The organism is Oceanihabitans sp. 2_MG-2023, assembly GCF_030547245.1.
In the GTDB taxonomy this organism is placed as follows: Bacteria; Bacteroidota; Bacteroidia; order Flavobacteriales; family Flavobacteriaceae; genus Oceanihabitans.
In genome coordinates, this window is the sequence record NZ_JAUOQT010000009.1 from 13,940 (window position 1) to 30,077 (window position 16,138).

Genomic DNA, 16,138 nt, shown 5'->3' on the forward strand with positions numbered 1-16,138 from the left:
TAGAAATGAATTACGCATCAATATTAGCATAAATTGCATTTTTTTCTATAAACTCTCTACGAGGCGGAACCTCATCTCCCATTAACATAGAGAACACGCGATCTGCTTCTACTCCGTTTTCAATATGAATTTGACGCAATGTTCTAAATTCAGGATTCATTGTAGTATCCCAAAGTTGTTCTGCATTCATCTCTCCAAGACCTTTATAACGTTGTATTTTTGAAGACTCTCCAAACTCTTCCATGATTGCTACACGTTCTTCATCAGACCAAGCATATTGCTTTTTAGCTCCTTTTTTCACTAAATATAAAGGTGGAGTTGCAATATAAATATGTCCGTTTTCTATTAATTCTTTCATGTAACGGAAAAAGAATGTTAGAATTAAAGTTTCAATGTGCGAACCATCAATATCGGCATCACACATAATTACAATTTTGTGGTATCGTAATTTAGAAAGATTTAATGCTTTACTATCTTCTTCTGTTCCAATAGTAACACCTAAAGCGGTAAAGATATTCTTAATTTCTTCGTTTTCAAACACTTTATGTGTCATCGCCTTTTCTACATTCAGGATCTTACCACGTAATGGTAAAATCGCTTGAAATGCTCTATCACGACCTTGTTTAGCAGTACCACCTGCCGAGTCTCCCTCGACAAGATATACTTCACATTTTGCAGGATCTTGCTCGGAACAATCGGATAATTTCCCAGGCAAACCACCAATACTCATTACAGTTTTACGCTGTACCATTTCACGCGCTTTTTGAGCTGCGTGACGTGCTTGTGCTGCAAGAATTACTTTTTGCACAATAATTTTAGCATCGTCTGGATGTTCTTCTAAGTAATTAGTTAACATTTCGGAAACCGATTGACTTACTGCTGCAGAAACTTCTCTGTTACCTAGCTTTGTTTTTGTTTGGCCTTCAAATTGTGGTTCTTGAACTTTTACAGAAATAATAGCAGTTAATCCTTCACGAAAATCATCACCTGCAATATCAAACTTAAGCTTGTCTAACATTCCAGACTCGTCTGCGTACTTTTTTAAGGTATGTGTTAAACCACGACGAAAACCAGAAAGGTGTGTACCACCTTCATGTGTATTGATATTATTTACGTAAGAGTGTAAATTTTCTGCATAAGATGTATTATAAATCATTGCAACCTCAACAGGCACACCATTTTTTTCACCTTCAAAAGAAATAACATCTTTCATTAAAGGCTCTCTTGTTGCATCTAAAAAGGTTATAAATTCTTTAAGACCTTCTTCAGAATGAAATGTTTCTCCTTCAAAAGAACCATCTTCTTTTTTACTTCTTTTATCTACTAAGTGAACTGTAATTCCTTTATTTAAATACGCTAATTCACGCATTCTACTTGCTAGCGTATCGTAATTATACTCTAAGGTTTGTTTAAATATGGTTGGATCTGGTTTAAAAGTAACCGTTGTACCTCTTTTATCACTATCTCCAATAGCTTTTACAGGATAAAGCGCCTTACCTCTTTCATATTCTTGCTCCCAAACTTTACCTTCTCTATAAACTGTTGCTGTTAAGTGTTCTGATAATGCATTAACACAACTTACACCAACACCGTGAAGTCCACCAGATACTTTATAAGAGTCTTTATCAAATTTACCACCTGCTCCAATTTTAGTCATTACAACTTCTAGTGCAGACACACCTTCTTTTTGGTGTAAACCAACAGGAATACCACGTCCATCATCTTCTGTGGTGATAGAATTATCTTCATTAATAGTTACTGTAATATTATCACAATGACCAGCTAACGCTTCATCAATGGAATTATCTACTACTTCATATACCAAATGGTGTAAACCACGTACTCCAACATCTCCAATATACATGGATGGACGCATACGTACATGCTCCATTCCCTCTAAAGCTTGAATACTATCTGCTGAGTATCCATCTTTATTAAACTCTTCTCTTTTTTCGCTCATATTTAAATATTATTTTTAGGCTCTTTTTCTATTGTTTGAAGCATAAAAAAAGACGCTTTACAGCATCCTTTTGAATACAACCAAAGATACGAAATAAAAAACGTTTTTCAAGGGTTTTTAAGCACAGTGACTAAAAATTATTAACATTTGTTAATTAACAGAAAAGCCCTTAAATCGCTTAAAAAGCGCTTTAAAAAAGATTTTAGTGTTTTTATTTATTAAAAAATATTCGCAAAAAATAAAAACCTCGCAGAAGCGAGGTTTTAAAGTCTATAAAGTATCCTTTTTATATGGAAATAGATGTAAAACTAAGAGGTTGCATACGATTTATCATGCACGTTAGCTATTGCACGACCAGAAGGTTCGTTCATGTTCTTAAATGCTTCGTCCCATTCTAAAGCAGTTGCTGTACTACAAGCTACACTTGCTTCTTGAGGCACACTTAGAGCTGCTGCATCACTAGGGAAGTGTCCTTCAAAAATAGAACGATAATAAAACTCTTCCTTATTTTGAGGTGTTTGAATTGGGAAACGGAATTTTGCATTTTCCATTTGCTCATCAGAAACTTCTTTTTCAACCACTTCTTTTAAAGTGTCAATCCAACTGTAACCAACCCCATCGCTAAACTGTTCTTTTTGTCTCCAAGCTACACTTTCTGGTAACATATCTTCAAATGCTTTACGAATCACCCATTTTTCCATACGTTCTCCATTAATCATTTTGTCTTGTGGGTTGATACGCATAGCAACGTCCATAAATTCTTTATCTAAAAATGGTACACGACCTTCAATTCCCCAAGCAGCTAAACTTTTGTTGGCTCTTAAGCAATCGTACATGTGTAATTTATCTAATTTACGTACTGTTTCTTCATGAAATTCTTGTGCATTTGGTGCTTTATGGAAATATAAATAGCCTCCAAAAATCTCATCAGCTCCTTCTCCAGAAAGTACCATTTTAATTCCCATCGACTTAATAACTCTTGCCATCAAATACATTGGTGTACTAGAACGAATAGTAGTAATATCGTAGGTTTCAATGTTATAAATAACATCTTTAATAGCATCTAGACCTTCTTGAATAGTAAATTTTATTTCGTGATGAACGGTTCCAATATGATCTGCAACTTTTTGTGCAGCAGCTAAATCTGGAGAACCTTCTAATCCTACAGAAAAACTATGTAATTGTGGGTACCAAGCATCTGACGTATCATCACTTTCAATTCGTTTTTGCGCATATTTTTTAGCTATTGCCGAAGTTACTGAAGAATCTAACCCACCAGATAATAACACCCCATAAGGCACATCGCTCATTAACTGTCTATGTACTGCAGCTTCTAAAGCTTCTTTAACTTCTGCAATACTAGTTTCGTTTTCTTTTACTGCTTCATATTCACTCCAATCTCTATTGTACCATTTTACAAACTTTCCATCTGTACTAGACATATAGTGCCCAGGAGGAAACAATTCAATTTTAGTACAAGTTCCTTCTAAAGCTTTTAACTCGGAAGCAACATAGAATGTTCCGTTTTGATCCCAACCAATATATAAAGGAATAATCCCCATATGATCACGAGCTATAAAATACTCATCCTTTTCAACATCATAAATTGCAAAACCGAAGATACCATTCATTTCATCTACAAAGTCAACTCCTTTTTCTTGGTATAATGCTAAAATAACTTCGCAATCACTTTGTGTTTGAAAATTATATTTCCCTTCAAATTGCTTACGTAATGCTCTGTGGTTATAGATTTCTCCATTTGCAGCTAACACCAATTTATTATCTGGACTAAATAATGGTTGTTTACCAGAAGCTGGATCGACAATTGCCAAACGCTCATGTGCAAGAATTGCTTTATCGTCACTATAAATTCCAGACCAGTCTGGTCCTCGATGACGAATCGTTTTAGACATTTCTAAAACCTGAGGTCTTAAATCTTCACTTTTTTGTTTTAGGTCGAAAGCACATACAATTCCACACATAACTTATATCTTTTATTTTTTTTATTCCTTATTATTATAATTACTGAGACAAATATGCGAATGTTGTTTCATACTACAAACACAAAATGAAAAAATGATTACAATTTAAAACTTAATATACGAATATTCCATAAAAATGAAACAGAATAAAAGATTTACACTATTATTTTTTATTAATCTGTAAACTTTTACTTTCTAAAACGACTTTAATCTTGATTTACTACTTTATTAGTATGTCTTAAACAATTCACAAAAACAAAAAAACAAATTATGAAAACTCAAACAGGACTTTCAACAATCATTATGGCATTTTTAATGTTATTCACTTTTAATCTAAACGCACAAGATTTTACTGGATTAGACAAAAGCCCAATGGATGCAGCATACTTTCCTAGTAGCCATAAAGAAGCGAACAAATTAATAAAAGTAGTTTATAGTAGACCACAACTAAAAGAAAGAAGCTTAGAGAAGCTTGCTCCTAATGGTAAAGTTTGGCGTACTGGAGCAAATGAGGCTGCAGAAATCACACTATACAAAGACATGAAACTTGGAAACACTCTAATTAAAGCTGGCACCTACTCTTTAGCAACTATTCCTGGAGAAAAAGAATGGACAATTATTATAAATTCCGATTTAAATGCTTGGGGAAGTTATTCTTATAAAGAAGCCAATGACGTAGCAAGAATATCAGTTCCTGTTGGATCTAGCGAAAAAACTATAGAAGCTTTCTCTATTGCTTTTAATGAAGCTAAAACTGGAGTAGACATGTATTTAGGTTGGGACAAAGTTGTTGTAAAAGTTCCTTTTAGTCTTTAAAAACTAAATCCTTTATAAAAAAAGCGCCTTGATTTTCAAGGCGCTTTTTTTATGGTATATTTAAATATTTATGTGTCTGTAGGGAAACTTTCCATTTTGGGTTATTCATTACGTAATCTACAATTTGCGGAACCACTTTATCTCTTTTACTCCATTCTGGTTGCAAATACAAAATACAATCTTTATTTACTTTAGCTGCTTGCTCTTCGGCAAACTTAAAATCATCTTTATTATAAATAATACATTTTAATTCGTGTGCTTGTGCGTATACTTCTTCTGTAGGGAGTTTATTCTTTTTTGGCGAAAGGCAAATCCAATCCCAAATACCGGTAAGCTTATACGCTCCAGAAGTTTCAATATGTACTTGTAGCCCTTTTTCTTTTAACGCATTAGTTAACGGATTCATATTCCACATTAAAGGCTCACCTCCAGTAACCACAATTGTTTTACTATACTTTGCAGCATTTTCTGCTATCTTTAATGTTTCGGTAGCAGGATGTAATTCTGGCAACCAGCTTTCTTTTACATCACACCAATGGCAACCAACATCGCAACCACCAATTCTCACAAAATACGCAGCAGTTCCTTTATAGAAACCTTCTCCTTGAATCGTATAAAACTCCTCCATTAAAGGCAATAACAACCCTTTATCTAGCAACTCTTGTCTTTCACTTCTTGTCATAGCTTGCAAAGATAGTTTATTATCATGTAAGTTTTAATATTTCCATTTTATAGTTGATTAAATTTACACTATTTTTATGCAAATTTTAAGCATATTATGAGTAGACAGGAAGATTTTTTTAATCATATCACAGAAGGAAACAAAACCAAAGGAGAATTCATCACTTTAGGTGCTGCAATGTTAGACGGAGAGACTATTAAAGATGCCTTTGTAAAGATTCCGTTAAAAACCATGAATAGACATGGTTTAATTGCTGGAGCCACTGGAACAGGTAAAACAAAAACCCTACAAATTCTTGCTGAAAATCTAAGCGAACAAGGAGTTCCTGTACTTTTAATGGATATTAAAGGAGATTTAAGCGGATTAGCACAACCAAGTCCTGGTCATGAAAAAATTGATGAACGACATGCAAAAATTGGTTTGCCTTTTGATGCTAAAAGTTTTCCTGTAGAAATACTTTCCCTTTCTGAGCAAGAAGGCGTTAGACTTCGAGCAACAGTTAGTGAATTTGGACCCGTTTTATTATCTAGAATATTAGATCTTACAGATACCCAATCTGGTGTAGTTGCAGTTATTTTTAAATATTGTGACGACAATAAACTTCCTTTATTAGACTTAAAAGATTTCAAGAAAATATTACAATACTGTACCAACGAAGGAAAAGAAGAATTTAAAGAAGAATATGGTAGAATTTCTTCTGCATCTACAGGTGCTATCTTAAGAAAGGTCATTGAAATAGAACAACAAGGAGGTGATTTATTTTTTGGCGAAAAAAGTTTTGAAGTTGAAGATTTAATGAGAACAACTCGTGACAGTCGTGGTTATATTAATATTATTCGCTTAACAGATATACAAGATCGCCCAAAATTATTTTCTACTTTCATGTTAAGTCTTTTAGCAGAAATTTATGAAACACTACCTGAGCAAGGAGATTCTGGAAAACCAGAATTAGTACTATTTATTGACGAAGCGCATTTAATTTTTAATGAAGCATCAAAAGCATTATTAAATCAGATAGAAAGCATTGTTAAATTAATTCGTAGTAAAGGAGTTGGTCTTTACTTTGTAACACAAAACCCAACCGATGTACCAGAAGGTGTATTGAGCCAGTTAGGTTTAAAAGTACAGCATGCGCTTCGTGCGTTTACTGCAAAAGATAGAAAAGCAATTAAACTTACAGCTCAAAATTATCCAGACACCGACTATTATGATACTGCAGAAGTATTAACTTCCTTAGGAACAGGTGAAGCTTTAGTTTCTGCGTTAGATGAAAAAGGAAGACCTACTCCGCTTGCAGCAACAATGTTACGTGCTCCAATGAGTAGAATGGATATTTTAAATGAAACCGAATTGAACAATCTTTTAGACGACTCAAAATTAGTAATGAAATACAACGAAACCATAGATAGAGAATCTGCCTATGAAATGTTGAACGAAAAAATAAAGAAAGCTGAAGCTTTAAAAATTAAAGAAGACGAAAGAGAAGCAAAAGAAAAAGAGCGTAAAAAAACACGATCTAGCTCTAGTAGAAGTAGTACAAGGATGAACCCTATTGTAAAAGTGCTTACAAGCGCAACTTTTATTCGTTCTGTTTTTGGTATACTAAAAAAAGTAATGTAGTTTTTATTTACACATTAAACTATAAAAAAACATAAAACAACAAACACTATTTTTTCCGTTTATACGGAAATGAAAAACGAAGCCTTCCGCTTTCTCGGAAATCAAATATGAAAAACACCATTTTAACACTTTGTTTATTTAGCATCGCTTTTATTTCATGCAAAAAAGAGGTGAATCCTTTTCTAATTTCTAAAAACAATATTGGTCTTTTAACAGACTCTACACAAGTAAAAGATATAGAAACTATTTACGCTAATGATTCTGTTGTAAAGAGAATTAATGGAGATGAATTTACTGGAGCTATAAATGACATAGAAATTTATGATAAAACAGGAAACCAATTATTAATTCTTTCACCAAAACAAGCTTTAGATTCTACTGCTAGAATAAGTACTATTAAAGTAGTAGACCAAAGATATAAAACAGAAAAAGGTCTAAATCCTACGAGTACATTTGCAGATATTAAAAATAATTATACGATTTCAAGCATTCAAAATACATTAAGAAATGTAGTGGTTTTTGTAAATGAGATAAACGGTTTTTTCACCATTGATAAAACGGAATTACCTGCAGATTTACGAATGGATGTAAATAAAAAAATTGAAGTAATACATATACCAAATACCGCAAAAATTAAACATTTCATGATTGGCTGGAATTAACCTAGAGAGCAATGAACCCATTATTCGGTAAATTATTAACAGATTTAGCAAAGCAAAGGCTTAAATCGAAACATGCTCCTAGTCCATATTCTGAAAATCAAATAGCTCCAATCATTAATAATATTAAAGTAGAGCTTTCGCATGCAGCAAAAGAATTTCTCTTTATTATAATTGGTGTTTTCTCTGCTGGATTCGGTTTAAAAGGCTTTTTATTACCCAACCAATTTATAGACGGAGGAGCTACAGGGATTTCTTTACTTCTTCAAAACATTACATCCTTATCACTTGGTGTTTTACTCCTTATTGTAAATCTCCCTTTTCTTATTTTAGCAACAAGAACAATAGGCACAAAATTTGCAATTAAAAGTGTAATTGCAATTGCTTTTTTAGCAATAGTAGTACATTTTGTAGACTACCCAACAATAACAGAAGACAAATTATTAATTGCTGTATTTGGTGGCTTCTTTTTAGGTTTAGGTATTGGTTTAGCAATGCGTGGCGGAAGCGTTATAGACGGCACAGAAGTTTTAGCCATTTTTTTAAGTAGAAAACTATCGATCACTGTTGGCGATGTATTACTACTTATAAATATTGTGATCTTTTCATTTGGCGCTTATGTTTTATCTATTGAAACTGCTCTTTATGCTATTTTAACCTACTTAGCTGCTGCAAAAACAGTAGATTTTGTAGTCGATGGTGTTGAAGAATATGTTGGCATTACTATTATTTCTGAAAAACACGAAGAAATAAGAATAATGGTAACCACAAAATTACGAAGAGCTTGTACAATATATGCAGGAAAAGGTGGTTTTAGTTCTAACGGAAAAAGCTACGATAAAGACATTATTTACACCGTTATGACTAGATTAGAATTAGCAAAGCTTTACACCGAAATAGACAAAATAGATAAAAATGCTTTTATAACAATTGGTATTGTAAAAGACTTAAAAGGAGGAATGATTAAACGCAAACCTTTAAAATAAAACCAATATTTTAAAAATCTCGTATATAAAATATACTACTATACTTTTTATTAATTATGAAAAAGAAATACACTATCCAAAAAACACCATTTGTTGTTCCTACAACAGATGGAAAAGTGATAGAAGAACATTTTGGTTTGGCTAGTAATAACAATCCGCAATTAAGCATAGCACGTATGATTGCTCCTGCTGGTTGGAGTGAACCTTTTCAAACTCCAGAATTTGATGAGTATACCTATATAATTAAAGGCAAAAAACAATTTATTATTGAAGACGAAGTTGTAGTTTTGCATGCTGGGCAATCTATAAAGATTAGCAAAAATACTCGTGTACAGTATTCCAATCCTTTTACAATTGCATGCGAATATATAGCTATTTGCCTACCTGCATTTGCAATGGATTTAGTTAATAGAGAAGATTAAAATGAATTTTATATCCAAAACAATTGGTTTTTTTGTAAACCTTATAAGTTATATCACTCCAAAAACAGCTGGAAATCTAGCTTTAAACCTATTTTCGACCCCTTTAAGAGGTAAAATTAAAGAAAAAGATTTTGATTTTTTAGACACCGCTTTTAAAGAAGAATTACAATACGAAGATTTTAGTATCATGACCTATAGATGGCTTGGTAAAAACAAAACCATACTATTAGCACATGGCTGGGAAAGTAATGCCGCAAGATGGAGACCATTAATTGAAAACTTAAAAAAACAAAACTATAACATTATAGCGCTAGATGCTCCAGCTCATGGTCGTTCTGGAAGCAAACGTTTTAATGCCATTTTATACTCTGAGTTTATACATATCGTTTCCAAAAAGTTTAATCCAGATATTATTATTGGACATTCTGTTGGTGGAATGGCAACAGTTTTCTACCAACATAAATACCAAAACGCAGAATTAGAAAAGCTAGTTTTATTAGGAGCTCCTTCAAATTTCACAGGTGTTTTTAACCGTTATGTACAAATGATGGGGTACAATAAAAGAGTAGACAAAAAAATGGGTGATATCGTATTAGAAAAATATGGCCACTTACCTGATTATTTTTCAGCTGCAGATTTCACTAAAGAAATAAAAACCACAGCGCTTTTAATACATGATGAACGCGATAGAATCATACCATATCAAGACGCAAAACATTTTGAAAAGAACTATCTAAATGCGAAATTAATAACAACACAAGGTTTTGGTCATTCGCTAAACAACGAAACCATAACAGAATATATAAATAAATTTATTGCTGTTTAAACTTGTAGTATCTTTGCCAAATGGAAGAGAATCTTAAACGTATAAATAAATATTTAAGCGAAGTTGGTTATTGCTCACGAAGAGAAGCAGATAGACTTATTGATGCTGGAAGAGTAACTATAAATGGTGTCGTACCAGAAATGGGAACAAAAATAGCTCCAACCGATGAAGTACATGTCGATGGAAAACTAGTTATTAAAACCAAAGAATCTTTTACCTATTTAGCTTTTAACAAACCTGTTGGTATTGTTTGTACAACAGACACCAGAGTAGAAAAAGATAATATAATAGATTTTATAAATTATCCTAAGCGCATATTTCCAATTGGTAGGCTAGACAAACCAAGTGAAGGCTTAATCTTTCTTACAGACGATGGAGATATCGTTAATAAAATACTTCGCGCTAGTAATAACCACGAAAAAGAGTACATTGTAACGGTAGACAAACCTATTTCGCAAACATTTTTAGAGCGAATGTCTAGTGGTATTCCTTTAGAAGAACTAGGAAAAACGACAAATCCTTGCATTGTAGAAAAACTAGGCAGTTACAAGTTTAAAATTATATTAACACAAGGATTAAACAGGCAAATTCGTAGAATGTGCGAATATTTAAATTACGAAGTTAACACCTTAAAACGTGTTCGTATCATGAATATTAAACTAGATGTTCCAGTTGGAGAATTAAGAGAATTTACTCCTGAAGAATTAAAAGAATTAAACGCACTTTTAGAAGCTTCAACCAAAACATATCTTGAAAAAAATGGCTAAACTTTCTCCATTTCACATTGCAATTCCTGTTGATAATTTAAATACTTGCAGAACATTTTATAGAGACATATTAAACTGTGAAGAAGGCAGAAGCAGCGCACATTGGGTAGATTTCAATTTTTTTGGCCACCAATTAGTTATACATTACAAAGCACAGGCTGCAGAAGAGACACATACCAATGCTGTAGATGGAAAATCTGTTCCTGTTCCGCATTATGGCGTTGTTTTAGACTGGGAAGATTTTCACGCTTTTGCAGAAGATTTAAAACTAAAAAACATAGCATTTATTATTGAGCCCTATATTCGTTTTGAAGGCTTAGTTGGCGAACAAGCAACCATGTTTTTTAAGGATCCTTCTGGAAATGCATTAGAGTTTAAAGCTTTTAGAGATATAGACCAGCTGTTTGCTAAATAGTTTTTTTTCTGGTAAGATAAAAAGGCAAGTAAATAAGTAAAAACATTGGGATTAAAAAAGCATCTACAATAAACAGATAATACGGCCAATCTGGTAAAGAATCTAAAACTGAAGCAGATACTGGTTTTCTATTTAAATATGAATAATTAGATTTTAAGAGGTAATTAATTCCTATAGAAATTCCTAAATAGACTTGTATGACCACAAAAGATTTAAAAACACTTTTTAGTTTTGGTCGCATGTGCAACACAAAAGTTGCATAAAAAATAATAATGAGTAATCCTAAATGTACAATCCAATATCTAAAATAATCAAAACTAGGAAAACCCTCTGCTATATCTGGAGTAATAACACCTTGAGATGTTCCAGCAACAATCCAAAACAACAAGATTTCATACATCCAATACTTCCTATAGAATGTAAAAACAGGAATAATTAAAGCTAAAAAACTACATAGATATAATGGCAAATCTTCTGAAATAGAATAACCGCCTTGACAAATTTGATAGCTATGAAAAATAATAATCGTTAAAGAAACAAAAAAACCAAAAGTTTGAAATAACGTTTCTTTTTTTCTTTGATTTAACTTTCTGTTAGCATACCGAAAACAAAACACAGAAAACAAAACAGCGAATACTATTGGTAGTATGTGGTGTAAACTTCCAATTGTTACGCGTTCTATTATTTTTAAGTTAGACAGAAAATAGAAAGCCATGCTATACAATAGTAATTATTGCATATGTCTTTCTCTTGCTAGAAGTGTATTTTTAAGTAGCATAGCAATAGTCATAGGTCCTACTCCACCAGGAACTGGGGTAATATAACTTGCTTTTTTACTCACATTTTCAAAATCAACGTCACCAGTAATAACATAACCTTTAGCTGCAGTATCATCTGCAACACGAGTAATACCAACATCAATAATTACTGCATCATCTTTCACCATTTCGGCTTTTAAGAAATTAGGAACTCCAAGTGCAGAAATAATAATATCCGCTTGACTAGTAATTTGCGTAATATTTTTTGTGTGGCTATGTGTAAGTGTTACTGTAGAGTTTCCAGGAAAACCTTTTCTTCCCATTAAAATACTCATTGGTCTACCAACAATATGCGATCTACCAATCACTACAGTATGTTTCCCTTTAGTCTCTACCCCATAGCGATCCATTAGCTCTAAAATACCAAATGGTGTTGCAGGAATAAAAGTAGACATATCTAATGCCATTTTACCAAAATTCATTGGGTGAAATCCATCTACATCTTTATCTGGGTTAACAGCCATTAATACTTTTTGCGTATTAATTTGCGGAGGTAATGGCAATTGAATAATAAACCCATCAATATCGTTATCGGTGTTTAATTCTTCAATTTTATCAAGTAGCTCTACCTCGCTGGTGGTATTAGACATTCTAACCATTGTAGACTCAAAACCAACACGTTCACAAGCACGTACTTTACTAGCAACATACGTTAAACTTGCTCCGTCATTACCAACAATAATTGCAGCTAGATGTGGTACTTTTTCACCTTTAGCCACCATTTTTTTTACTTGTTCTGTAATCTCGTCTTTAATGTCGTTACTTACTTTTTTTCCGTCTAGAATTGTCATTATAGGTAGTTTTTAATCTAATTTATAAATAAAAAAACATGAGTTACCTCATGTTCTTCATTGCATTCATCATACGTTTTCCGCCACCACCTTGCATCATCTTCATCATTTTAGCCATTTGGTTAAATTGTTTTAGTAATTGATTTACTTCTTGAACCGAAGTACCAGAACCTTTTCCAATTCTCTTTTTACGGCTTGCATTTATTATTGCAGGATTTGTTCTTTCTTTTGGTGTCATAGAATGAATAATAGCTTCAATAGCTTTAAAAGCATCATCATCGATGTCAATATCTTTCATCATTTTACCAGCTCCAGGAATCATTCCAATAAGGTCTTTCATGTTCCCCATTTTCTTAATTTGCTGAATCTGCTTTAAAAAATCGTCAAAACCAAATTGGTTTTTAGCAATTTTCTTTTGCAATTTTCTTGCTTCTTCTTCATCAAATTGCTCTTGAGCTCTTTCTACTAAAGAAACAACATCTCCCATTCCTAGAATACGATCTGCCATACGAGATGGATAGAAAACATCAATTGCTTCCATTTTCTCACCTGTACCAATAAATTTTATTGGCTTATTTACTACAGACTTAATTGTAATCGCTGCTCCACCACGCGTATCACCATCTAATTTGGTAAGGATTACACCATCAAAATTTAAAACATCGTTAAAGGATTTTGCTGTATTTACAGCATCTTGACCTGTCATAGAATCTACAACAAATAAAGTTTCTTGTGGTTGAATTGCCTTATGGATGTTAGATATTTCGGTCATCATCGCCTCATCTACAGCCAAACGACCAGCGGTATCAATAATTACTACATTATGTCCATTTGCTTTTGCATGTGCTATACCAGCTTGTGCTATAGCAACAGGATCATTATTTCCTCTATCGCTAAAAACCTCCACTTTTAATTGGTCTCCAACTACATGTAGTTGGTCAATTGCTGCTGGACGATATACATCACAAGCAACTAATAGAGGCTTCTTTGTTTTTTTATTTTTAAGGTAGTTTGCAAGTTTACCAGAAAAGGTTGTTTTACCAGACCCCTGTAAACCAGACATTAAAATAATACTTGGTGAACCAGATAAGTTAAGCCCTTCTGCATCTCCTCCCATTAATTCGGTAAGTTCGTCTTTAACAATCTTAACCATTAATTGACCTGGTTGCAGGCTTGTTAATACGTTTTGACCAAGCGCTTTTGTTTTTACTCTATTAGTAAATTCTTTTGCGATTTTAAAGTTAACATCGGCATCTAATAACGCTCTACGCACTTCCTTTAGGGTTTCGGCAACATTAACTTCTGTAATGCTTCCATGACCTTTTAGTACATGTAACGCTTTATCTAACTTTTCACTTAAATTATTAAACATATTTTTTTTATTTCAAGAGTTGCAAAAGTAAAGAAATATTTTGTTTTTCTTTAATGGAAAAACTTGTTTTAATTGGAATTATAAGGATATTTAATACTTCTTTAAAAAAAAGCTAATTATATTTTATTTTTATCAATTAAAAATAAAAGAGCCTTCTGAAAAGAAGGCTCTTTTATTTAACAACTAATTAATTAAAATAGTCTTACAAACATGTATAACAGTCGCCATCTAAATTAAATAACGTTTCAACTTCATTTGCACTTAAAGTTCTTTTATAAACTCTCAAGTCATCCAGATGGCCAATAAACCCTTCTCCGATAATATATTCACCTGGAGCTTGAGAACCAACACTAAAGTTTGAGTTATCAATATTATTTCTTAATACTCCATCTCTATAAAGCTTCAATGTATTTGTAGCATCAACAGTAATTACTAAATGATGCCAATCTGTATTTTGCCATTCGACATCAACTTCCCCATTCCAATCATTATCCCAAAGCGATGTTCCTAAATTATCGAAGAAAAGTGGTGTATTAAGATCATATACTCCTAATTGAAATCCTTGTGATGCATTTCCTGGTGATCTAAAGAATATCTCTAAATCTCCAACAGTAGTGTTTTGCATTTTAAACCATAAACTTATAGAAAAACTATCTCCTTGTATGAGTTGGTTATTTGTGTTTACGGGGATTTCAAATGTATCATTTCCTGTAAAAGCCATAGCACAAGAAGAGTTTCCTTGCCTATCTTCTACAAAAGCATTTGTACTATTTTGTGCATTAAAACCACTTATTAAATCGTAAGCTCCTTCTGCTAAGGGCATGTATATTATTAAATCATTAATTAAAACTTCTGCGTTATCACAATCTTCACAATCTTCTTCTAATTCCATAGTAAGAGCATCATTTCCTATGCCTTGTAAAAATACAAAGTCATCTTCTTCGCAATCTAAAAGCAACCATTCTCCATTTAATAAATCGAAAGTTATTAATCCATCCATGGTTAAAACATATCCAGAACCAGATTCAGCAAGAGACCAAGAGCCAACTTCTGTTACTGCTGGTGTTCCATTTACAATCACTTCTCCACTTGCATTAAATTCTAAATAATTTTCATCTACAATATTACCAGACGCATCATAAGTATGTGCAACCATGATACATTCTATTAAAGCAGAGCTTATAAATTCTTCAGTACAGTCATCATCATCATCATCATCATCATCATCATCATCATCATTCCAATCGTAGTCATCATCTTCATCACAATCATCTTGAGCTGCTTCAATTGCAGCTTCCATTTCTGTATTATTTTCTACTACAAGCGTATCTCCATTAGTTAGCACCATAGTAACTGGAAAATTTATACTTGCTAAAACGCCTCCGTCTAAATTCTCAATAAAAAGGTACAAAGCTTCATCGTTATTTATTGCAACTGTATCAATAACTTGAAAATCTGTATTATACATTGAAATAGCAATTGGATATTGAAAATCGATACATTCTATATCGTCATCATCTTCATCTTCCCCATTACAATTGCTAATCAAGGTATCTAAGCTTTCTTGATTTTCTATAACAATTTCAGAATAATTACTAGATATTATAGTAATGGGAAAAATTATACCTATACTATCTTCATCAGTATCAAATTCATCAAAAACAGCTTCTATAGCATCAAAACCATCCTCAGATTCAACGGTAATTTGAATACCGTTAGCGATAACAGTTACAGGTAATTCTACTTCTAAACAATTCGCATAATCTATTATATTATCTCTAGAACCATCATTGGTTGCTATATTTCGCATTAAGTTTGCTAAATTTGAGTTTGGCGCTATAGTTTCATCATTATCTGGTTCTGTAATTTCTGTTACCTCCTCTTGACATGCAGAAAATAGCATCAAAAAAAGGAAAGGTAAAAAAAGGTGTAATTTTAGGTGCATTGTTTTCATGGTTACGTTTTTTTTATAATAATTGTTTCTTTTCATAGCAACTTTTAATTGCTTCATACCTCTATAAC

General features: G+C 32.6%; 15 protein-coding genes. 8 read left to right on the forward strand and 7 right to left on the reverse strand.

The annotated features are described in order from the left end of the window. Positions 1-10 precede the first annotated feature (10 nt). The gene (gene gyrB, locus Q4512_RS14825; protein WP_303426034.1) at positions 11-1,960 is read right to left on the reverse strand and encodes a DNA topoisomerase (ATP-hydrolyzing) subunit B; all 1,950 of its coding nucleotides are present in this window, start codon (positions 1,958-1,960) and stop codon (positions 11-13) included. A gap of 308 nt (positions 1,961-2,268) precedes the next feature. Beyond that, positions 2,269-3,942 carry an asparagine synthase B gene (gene asnB / locus Q4512_RS14830; protein ID WP_303426036.1) on the reverse strand — a complete coding sequence of 558 codons (1,674 nt, stop codon included), beginning with the start codon at positions 3,940-3,942 and terminating at the stop codon, positions 2,269-2,271. A 270-nt stretch (positions 3,943-4,212) separates the two neighbouring features. Here asnB and Q4512_RS14835 point away from each other — a divergent pair, with 270 nt between their 5' ends. Beyond that, a complete protein-coding gene (locus tag Q4512_RS14835) occupies positions 4,213-4,758 on the forward strand; it encodes a DUF2911 domain-containing protein (RefSeq protein WP_303426038.1) in 546 nt (181 codons plus the stop codon). 49 nt (positions 4,759-4,807) lie between these two features. Here Q4512_RS14835 and Q4512_RS14840 read toward each other — a convergent pair whose 3' ends face one another. Then, positions 4,808-5,440: a 7-carboxy-7-deazaguanine synthase QueE gene (locus Q4512_RS14840; RefSeq protein WP_303426040.1), complete on the reverse strand. Its 633-nt coding sequence runs from the start codon at positions 5,438-5,440 to the stop codon at positions 4,808-4,810. A 96-nt stretch (positions 5,441-5,536) separates the two neighbouring features. Here Q4512_RS14840 and Q4512_RS14845 point away from each other — a divergent pair, with 96 nt between their 5' ends. From Q4512_RS14845 to Q4512_RS14875, 7 genes are all read left to right on the forward strand, one after another. After that, a complete protein-coding gene (locus Q4512_RS14845) occupies positions 5,537-7,060 on the forward strand; it encodes a helicase HerA-like domain-containing protein (protein WP_303426042.1) in 1,524 nt (507 codons plus the stop codon). Between the two features lie 107 nt (positions 7,061-7,167). After that, positions 7,168-7,722, forward strand: coding sequence for a hypothetical protein (locus Q4512_RS14850; protein WP_303426044.1), 555 nt, complete (start codon positions 7,168-7,170; stop codon positions 7,720-7,722). Positions 7,723-7,733: 11 nt separating this feature from the next. After that, positions 7,734-8,705 (forward strand): YitT family protein, encoded by a 972-nt coding sequence (locus tag Q4512_RS14855; RefSeq protein WP_303426045.1) that lies wholly within the window; start codon positions 7,734-7,736, stop codon positions 8,703-8,705. Positions 8,706-8,761: 56 nt separating this feature from the next. Beyond that, positions 8,762-9,127, forward strand: coding sequence for a cupin domain-containing protein (locus Q4512_RS14860; protein ID WP_303426046.1), 366 nt, complete (start codon positions 8,762-8,764; stop codon positions 9,125-9,127). A gap of 1 nt (position 9,128) precedes the next feature. Continuing rightward, positions 9,129-9,953, forward strand: coding sequence for an alpha/beta hydrolase (locus Q4512_RS14865; RefSeq protein WP_303426048.1), 825 nt, complete (start codon positions 9,129-9,131; stop codon positions 9,951-9,953). A 20-nt stretch (positions 9,954-9,973) separates the two neighbouring features. After that, positions 9,974-10,720, forward strand: coding sequence for a pseudouridine synthase (locus Q4512_RS14870; protein ID WP_303426050.1), 747 nt, complete (start codon positions 9,974-9,976; stop codon positions 10,718-10,720). Next, the gene (locus tag Q4512_RS14875) at positions 10,713-11,135 is read left to right on the forward strand and encodes a VOC family protein (protein ID WP_303426052.1); all 423 of its coding nucleotides are present in this window, start codon (positions 10,713-10,715) and stop codon (positions 11,133-11,135) included. The genes Q4512_RS14870 and Q4512_RS14875 overlap by 8 nt, the downstream gene beginning before the upstream one ends. Here the strand turns inward: Q4512_RS14875 and Q4512_RS14880 are convergent. From Q4512_RS14880 to Q4512_RS14895, 4 genes are all read right to left on the reverse strand, one after another. Next, the gene (locus tag Q4512_RS14880; protein ID WP_303426054.1) at positions 11,128-11,850 is read right to left on the reverse strand and encodes a TIGR02206 family membrane protein; all 723 of its coding nucleotides are present in this window, start codon (positions 11,848-11,850) and stop codon (positions 11,128-11,130) included. The genes Q4512_RS14875 and Q4512_RS14880 overlap by 8 nt on opposite strands. Positions 11,851-11,865: 15 nt before the next feature. After that, positions 11,866-12,744, reverse strand: a complete 879-nt coding sequence (locus Q4512_RS14885) for a bifunctional 5,10-methylenetetrahydrofolate dehydrogenase/5,10-methenyltetrahydrofolate cyclohydrolase (RefSeq protein WP_303426055.1) — start codon at positions 12,742-12,744, stop codon at positions 11,866-11,868. 43 nt (positions 12,745-12,787) lie between these two features. Beyond that, entirely contained in the window at positions 12,788-14,116 is a 1,329-nt protein-coding gene (gene ffh / locus Q4512_RS14890) for a signal recognition particle protein (protein ID WP_303426056.1), read from the reverse strand. A gap of 202 nt (positions 14,117-14,318) precedes the next feature. Beyond that, the gene (locus tag Q4512_RS14895; protein ID WP_303426058.1) at positions 14,319-16,070 is read right to left on the reverse strand and encodes a LamG domain-containing protein; all 1,752 of its coding nucleotides are present in this window, start codon (positions 16,068-16,070) and stop codon (positions 14,319-14,321) included. Positions 16,071-16,138: the final 68 nt, after the last annotated feature.

What these genes read in the sequence shown, in the direction of transcription:
- gyrB (WP_303426034.1), bottom strand. Translation starts at nt 1,960, where the DNA reads ATGAGCGAAAAAAGAGAAGAGTTTAATAAAGATGGATACTCAGCAGAT.
- asnB (WP_303426036.1), bottom strand. Translation starts at nt 3,942, where the DNA reads ATGTGTGGAATTGTATGTGCTTTCGACCTAAAACAAAAAAGTGAAGAT.
- Q4512_RS14835 (WP_303426038.1), top strand. Translation starts at nt 4,213, where the DNA reads ATGAAAACTCAAACAGGACTTTCAACAATCATTATGGCATTTTTAATG.
- Q4512_RS14840 (WP_303426040.1), bottom strand. Translation starts at nt 5,440, where the DNA reads ATGACAAGAAGTGAAAGACAAGAGTTGCTAGATAAAGGGTTGTTATTG.
- Q4512_RS14845 (WP_303426042.1), top strand. Translation starts at nt 5,537, where the DNA reads ATGAGTAGACAGGAAGATTTTTTTAATCATATCACAGAAGGAAACAAA.
- Q4512_RS14850 (WP_303426044.1), top strand. Translation starts at nt 7,168, where the DNA reads ATGAAAAACACCATTTTAACACTTTGTTTATTTAGCATCGCTTTTATT.
- Q4512_RS14855 (WP_303426045.1), top strand. Translation starts at nt 7,734, where the DNA reads ATGAACCCATTATTCGGTAAATTATTAACAGATTTAGCAAAGCAAAGG.
- Q4512_RS14860 (WP_303426046.1), top strand. Translation starts at nt 8,762, where the DNA reads ATGAAAAAGAAATACACTATCCAAAAAACACCATTTGTTGTTCCTACA.
- Q4512_RS14865 (WP_303426048.1), top strand. Translation starts at nt 9,129, where the DNA reads ATGAATTTTATATCCAAAACAATTGGTTTTTTTGTAAACCTTATAAGT.
- Q4512_RS14870 (WP_303426050.1), top strand. Translation starts at nt 9,974, where the DNA reads ATGGAAGAGAATCTTAAACGTATAAATAAATATTTAAGCGAAGTTGGT.
- Q4512_RS14875 (WP_303426052.1), top strand. Translation starts at nt 10,713, where the DNA reads ATGGCTAAACTTTCTCCATTTCACATTGCAATTCCTGTTGATAATTTA.
- Q4512_RS14880 (WP_303426054.1), bottom strand. Translation starts at nt 11,850, where the DNA reads ATGGCTTTCTATTTTCTGTCTAACTTAAAAATAATAGAACGCGTAACA.
- Q4512_RS14885 (WP_303426055.1), bottom strand. Translation starts at nt 12,744, where the DNA reads ATGACAATTCTAGACGGAAAAAAAGTAAGTAACGACATTAAAGACGAG.
- ffh (WP_303426056.1), bottom strand. Translation starts at nt 14,116, where the DNA reads ATGTTTAATAATTTAAGTGAAAAGTTAGATAAAGCGTTACATGTACTA.
- Q4512_RS14895 (WP_303426058.1), bottom strand. Translation starts at nt 16,070, where the DNA reads ATGAAAACAATGCACCTAAAATTACACCTTTTTTTACCTTTCCTTTTT.